The sequence below is a fragment of the Kiritimatiellia bacterium genome (genome assembly GCA_028715905.1).
Taxonomy (GTDB): Bacteria; Verrucomicrobiota; Kiritimatiellia; order JAAZAB01; family JAAZAB01; genus JAQUQV01.
Map to the genome: position 1 here is coordinate 1 of JAQUQV010000102.1, position 4,856 is coordinate 4,856.

The window sequence follows — 4,856 nt, forward strand, 5'->3', positions numbered from 1 at the left end:
CGGAGGGCTCAGCAACGACGCGGAATCCCAGATTGATGTATTTATAGTCGGGCTCATACGCGCTGCGCCGGCCGGTGCGCAGAAAGAGCGGGGCGCAATCCGCCCACGAGGCTCCCTTCAGCACGCGCATGGCGCTCTGCGGCTCGTCCTTATCCTGACACCATTCCCACACGTTGCCGGCCACGCCGTATAAGCCAAGAGCGTTCGCGCAGCTTTTATGCACGGGGCAGGACACGCGGTAACCATCATAAGTTTCCAGCGACTGGGCAACGCCCTTGTTTTCCCGGCCGTAATAATTCAAATGCTTCGGCGGCGGCCACGCCCCCCACGGAAATTCAGCGCCGGAACCGCCGGCGGCATAAGTCTCCCACTCTTTCTCGGTCGGCAGGCGAAAAACAAAACTGCCGGCCGGGGTTGCCCCGTAATTTTTCGTGAGCCATGCGCAAAAGGCGTTCGCGTCCTTCCAGCTTACATTCACCGCCGGCTGGCGGTCGCCATCCAGGCTCATCCCCTCATAACTGCCGCTGGAATGCGCGGGGCGGAAACAGCGATATTCGCGGTTGCTGACCTCATATTTGCCGGCAAATATTTTGAGGGGTTCAATGTAAACAAAACGCATCTTTACCCGGGGAGCGATCTTGACGGAGAGCGTTTTTCCCCGCGGCGCGAACAGGCCGCATCCGGCCTGGAAGAGAAAAACAAAAGCCGCCGCCAGCAGAACTCCGCGCGCCGGAATGAAACGGGTAAAGACCATGATCAGACATCCTGCACTTGAATGCGGACGGTGGCATGTTTCAACGCCTCAAGGCTTACGCCAGCATCCGCGGGCGTTACGCCGATGTCCTGCGCTTCAAGCAGCTTGACGATGGCACTGCGGAACGAATCGGTATCCTTGGCAATAACCCGATAGCAAGGCACGTTCTCCGGCAGGAGCAACTGGGTCTTTAAATGATCGGCCTGGGAAAGAATCACAAACGGCTTGCTGCAATTCGGGCAACGGCCGCGTTTTCCCACATCGGTATCGCGCAGCCATAGTTTCTGCCCGCAGGAAGGACAGCTGATCTTAAAATCAAGCTCGCCCTTGTCCCGCAGATAAAAAATCGCTTTCGGAACAGAACCGGCTTGCGCCAGGTAATGATAAACATTTCTGATTTTGTCAAGCGACAGCACGTCAAGGAAACGCACCATCATTACGATCATGTTCGCCCTGGAAACGCGTTCCCGGAAAGAGGAGTCTTCGGACGGGTCGCCCGCAACGACATCCAGCATGATGCTCCGGCTGCCGATCGTCAACTCATTGCCGCCGTCCGCCGCGATCGCGCCGAGAAAATCTTCGGTCAGATCATGATGAATGGAAACAATCAGCAAATTGAAATTTTTTTTGCCAGCCGCATGATCGCTCATAAAATACGCCTTTCAACTTTTTTTTCAGGATTAAACCAGTCAGTTTTAAGCATGCTTATTAAAGATAATTCATTTTCTAAAAAAATCAATAAAAAAAACATAACTGAATTAGGTCCGCCAAAAGCGGCAACTGTATTTGATAGACGTAGGAGCCGCATCCCCATGCGGCGATTCCGGACGAACCGCATCCCCATGCGGCGATTCCAAACACCAGATGCATCGCCGAACAGGGGTTCGTCTCCTACCTTGATTGTGCGCTTTTTTGCGGCAAGATTGAAATTCCTATGCATGACCTTAATTTTGCACCGTCAATTCTTTTTTCAACTGGCGCAGCGCCGCGGCCCGTCCGGCAAACCTGCCTTCCAACTGGGCGTCGTAAAGATTTTTTTTCAATTGCCCCACGGCCGGACCGGGAGGAACGCCCAGGGCAATAATGTCGCGGCCGGTGATCAAAGGCGGCGGCAAAACCGGCTGATTCTTGAATTTCTTCATAAAATCCGTCAGAAAAACATAATTCTGCATATCGCCGTGGCTGGCGGCGCAGTCAAGCCGGTGCAATTCAAGCTCGTCCGGAAAAGTGGCGGCAGTTACCAGTCGCCGCAGGGTTGATTTCCGCATGCGGCGCACTTCCATGAAACGCATGTGATTTCCGATGATATAACTGACGGCTTTGATATCCGCGGAAGGCAGGCGCAAACGCTGGAGGATTGCCGCGGCCATGACGGCCCCGCATTCGGCATGGCGGTTAAAACGAATCCGGTCGGACGCCCGGCGCGCCGTGGCCGGCTTGCCGACGTCGTGGAGCAAAACCGCGTAAGCCAGCCGCGCGCCGCGCGCGGCCGGCGGGGATGCCGCCGACGCGTTCAACATCATGACGGTATGCGTCCAAACGTCTCCTTCGGGATGAAACTGGGGCGGCTGTTCCTGGCCGCGCATTGCCTCAAGTTCCGGCAGAATTTCATGCAATAACCCCAAAGAATTCATCATCTCCAGCGCGTCGCCCGGCCGTCGGGCCTCCAGCAGTATCCTTGTCAATTCCTGCCGGATTCTTTCGGCGCTGACCCGGCCGATTAACGGCGCGTTTTGTTTTATGGAAAGGGCCGTTCCCGATTCAATCGTAAAATCAAAAGTCGCGGCAAAACGGACGGCGCGCAGCAGGCGCAAATGGTCGTCCCGAAATCGCTGATCAGGTTCGCCCACGGCCCGGATGATTTTCTTTTCAAGGTCTTCTCTCCCGCCGGCATAATCGCGAACCTTGCCTTCCACGGGGTCAAAAAACATGGCGTTGATCGTGAAATCGCGGCGGGCGGCGTCGGCGCGCTCATCGGCGAACACAACCGATTGCGGATGCCGCCCGTCCCGGTAGACTCCGTCGGCGCGGAAGGTGGCCACTTCGTAATAATCAGTCTGCGGCGCGGCGGACGGTTTCCCGGGCAAAATTTTCCGCCTTATGCCGACGCGCACGACACCGAACGCCTTGCCCACGGCAAACGAGCGGGGAAACAATTCCTGCACGCGGTCCGGCGGAGCGTCGGTAGCGACGTCAAAATCCTTCGGTTCGCGGCCGAGGAGCATGTCGCGCACGCATCCGCCGGCGAAAAGCGCCTGAAATCCGGCCCGGCGCAGGCGCGAAACGATCTTTCCGGCTCCTTCCGCCAATGGCGAATCATTTTGCATGCTATTCATGTCCGGAAACAAAAGGCGCGCGGCAGCAAATCGCGCAATTTGAAAATTCTGACCCGGCCCGGGCTTGCCCCGGCGGCCGTCAGCACGATTAAATCCGGCCCGCAGAATTCAGCCAGCGCCTGCAGGCAGGCGCCGCAGGGCACGGCCGGCCGGCGGCCGGAAGCCGCCACGGCGATGGCCGCGAAACGGCGATAGCCGGCGGAAACCGCCGCCGCCAGCGCCGCCCTTTCGGCGCAAAGCGTAAGGCCGTAGGACGCATTTTCAACATTGGCGCCGGTAACAATGAGGTTGCATCCGGCAACCAGCAAAGCCGCCCCAACGGATAATTTTGAATAGGGGGCATAAGCGTTTCCCGCCGCTGATACTGCGCTGGCAACAAGCCGGCTCCTCAGCATCTTTTCCGCGGACATACGCTTTTTTGCCAGCATAACAGTTGTGTTTTAAACGAACGTTCCAAAAAGGGCGTCATGGAAATCTGTAATATTCCCGGGCGCGGATTGCAAGATTTTTCTGGAATTAAAAAACCTTGTAATCCCATTCCGGAGACATTATATTTCAGCATTTATTCGTGCGCGCTTTTAATGCCTGAATTTTGCATGTTACATGCAAAATTTACTTTGCCCCAACGCCTGCAAGGCATTGGCCGCAAAGACGTGAAAAACCTCTGAGAAAAAACGGCGGACTTAAAGGAATAACACCATGCATTGGATAGACTGGATAATAGTTAGCATCCCGCTCTTTGCCGTGCTGTACATCGGCTTGAAATGCCAGCGGTATGTCAAGGGAGTTTCCGACTTTCTGACCGCGGGCCGGGTGGCGGGCCGTTACGTAGTCGCGGTGGCCAGCGGCGAAGCCAGCATGGGGCTGATCAGCCTCGTGGCCATATTTGAAATGTATTACAATTCCGGATTCGCCTTCTCGTTCTGGAATCAGATTATGCTTCCGGTCAGCATGACCCTGGCCCTGACCGGATACTGCATTTACCGTTTCCGCGAAACCCGCGCCATGACCATGGGGCAGTTTTTTGAGATGAGATACAACAAATCCTTCCGGATATTTGCCGCCATCTTGCAATCCATCTCGGGCGTAGTCAACTATGCTCTTTTTCCCGCAGTGGGCGCCAGGTTTCTTATTTATTTCTGCGACCTGCCGTTAAACGTGGACATTCTCGGCCTGGCTTTCCCGACTTTCGGCCTGTTAATGGCCCTTTTCCTGGGAATAGCCGTTGCAATCATCATGCTCGGCGGACAGATTACCATCATGGTAACCGACTGCGTGCAGGGCATTCTGAGCTATCCGATGTATCTGATTATTGTGGCGTATATAATCCTCAAGTTTTCATGGTTTGACCAGATTGCGCCGGCCTTGCTTGACCGTCCCGCCGGCAAAAGCATGCTCAACCCATACGATATTGCGCAATTGCGCGATTTCAACCTGGTTTATGTGCTCATCGGCGTGTTTGCCCTCGTCTTGAACCGCATGTCGTGGTGCGGGACTCAGGGGTACAATACGGCAGCCGTCACGCCGCACGAACAGAAAATGGCCGGAATTCTCGGCACATGGCGGGGAGGCTTTTCCACCATGATGTATGTTCTGCTGGCCGTGACGGCCTACACTTTCCTCAACCATGCCGACTTTTCCAAGCCGGCCGCGGAAGTGCGCACGGCGCTGGCTTCCAAGGCGCTGGCCGACGTGGCCGGAGCTGAAAAGTTCACGGAACTCCGTCATGAGGCTGATGTTTATCTGGAAACCGGAACCATTCTCCC

At 55.8% G+C, this 4,856-nt stretch carries 6 protein-coding genes; 1 reads left to right on the top strand and 5 read right to left on the bottom strand.

Annotated elements, in window-relative coordinates; translation table 11 throughout:
* The 5 genes from PHP98_11650 to PHP98_11670 form a co-directional block, all read right to left on the bottom strand.
* The coding region (locus tag PHP98_11650; protein MDD5484282.1) for an SUMF1/EgtB/PvdO family nonheme iron enzyme at positions 1–754 on the bottom strand (754 nt) is incomplete at its 3' end.
* A 2-nt stretch (positions 755–756) separates the two neighbouring features.
* Positions 757–1,404 carry a hypothetical protein gene (locus PHP98_11655; protein MDD5484283.1) on the bottom strand — a complete coding sequence of 216 codons (648 nt, stop codon included), beginning with the start codon at positions 1,402–1,404 and terminating at the stop codon, positions 757–759.
* A complete protein-coding gene (locus tag PHP98_11660) occupies positions 1,401–1,694 on the bottom strand; it encodes a hypothetical protein (protein MDD5484284.1) in 294 nt (97 codons plus the stop codon). Before PHP98_11660 ends, PHP98_11655 begins: the two co-directional genes overlap by 4 nt.
* A 4-nt stretch (positions 1,695–1,698) precedes the next feature.
* Positions 1,699–3,081 carry a CCA tRNA nucleotidyltransferase gene (locus PHP98_11665; protein MDD5484285.1) on the bottom strand — a complete coding sequence of 461 codons (1,383 nt, stop codon included), beginning with the start codon at positions 3,079–3,081 and terminating at the stop codon, positions 1,699–1,701.
* A gap of 5 nt (positions 3,082–3,086) precedes the next feature.
* Positions 3,087–3,500 carry a cytidine deaminase gene (locus PHP98_11670; GenBank protein ID MDD5484286.1) on the bottom strand — a complete coding sequence of 138 codons (414 nt, stop codon included), beginning with the start codon at positions 3,498–3,500 and terminating at the stop codon, positions 3,087–3,089.
* Positions 3,501–3,789: 289 nt separating this feature from the next.
* On the opposite strand from PHP98_11670, the gene PHP98_11675 reads away from it, so the two are divergent.
* A partial coding sequence (locus PHP98_11675; protein ID MDD5484287.1) for a sodium:panthothenate symporter occupies positions 3,790–4,856 on the top strand: 1,067 nt, incomplete at its 3' end.

Excerpts from the sequence above, each read along its gene's own strand:
- PHP98_11655 (MDD5484283.1), bottom strand. The coding sequence starts at position 1,404 with ATGAGCGATCATGCGGCTGGCAAAAAAAATTTCAATTTGCTGATTGTT.
- PHP98_11660 (MDD5484284.1), bottom strand. The coding sequence starts at position 1,694 with ATGCATAGGAATTTCAATCTTGCCGCAAAAAAGCGCACAATCAAGGTA.
- PHP98_11665 (MDD5484285.1), bottom strand. The coding sequence starts at position 3,081 with ATGCAAAATGATTCGCCATTGGCGGAAGGAGCCGGAAAGATCGTTTCG.
- PHP98_11670 (MDD5484286.1), bottom strand. The coding sequence starts at position 3,500 with ATGTCCGCGGAAAAGATGCTGAGGAGCCGGCTTGTTGCCAGCGCAGTA.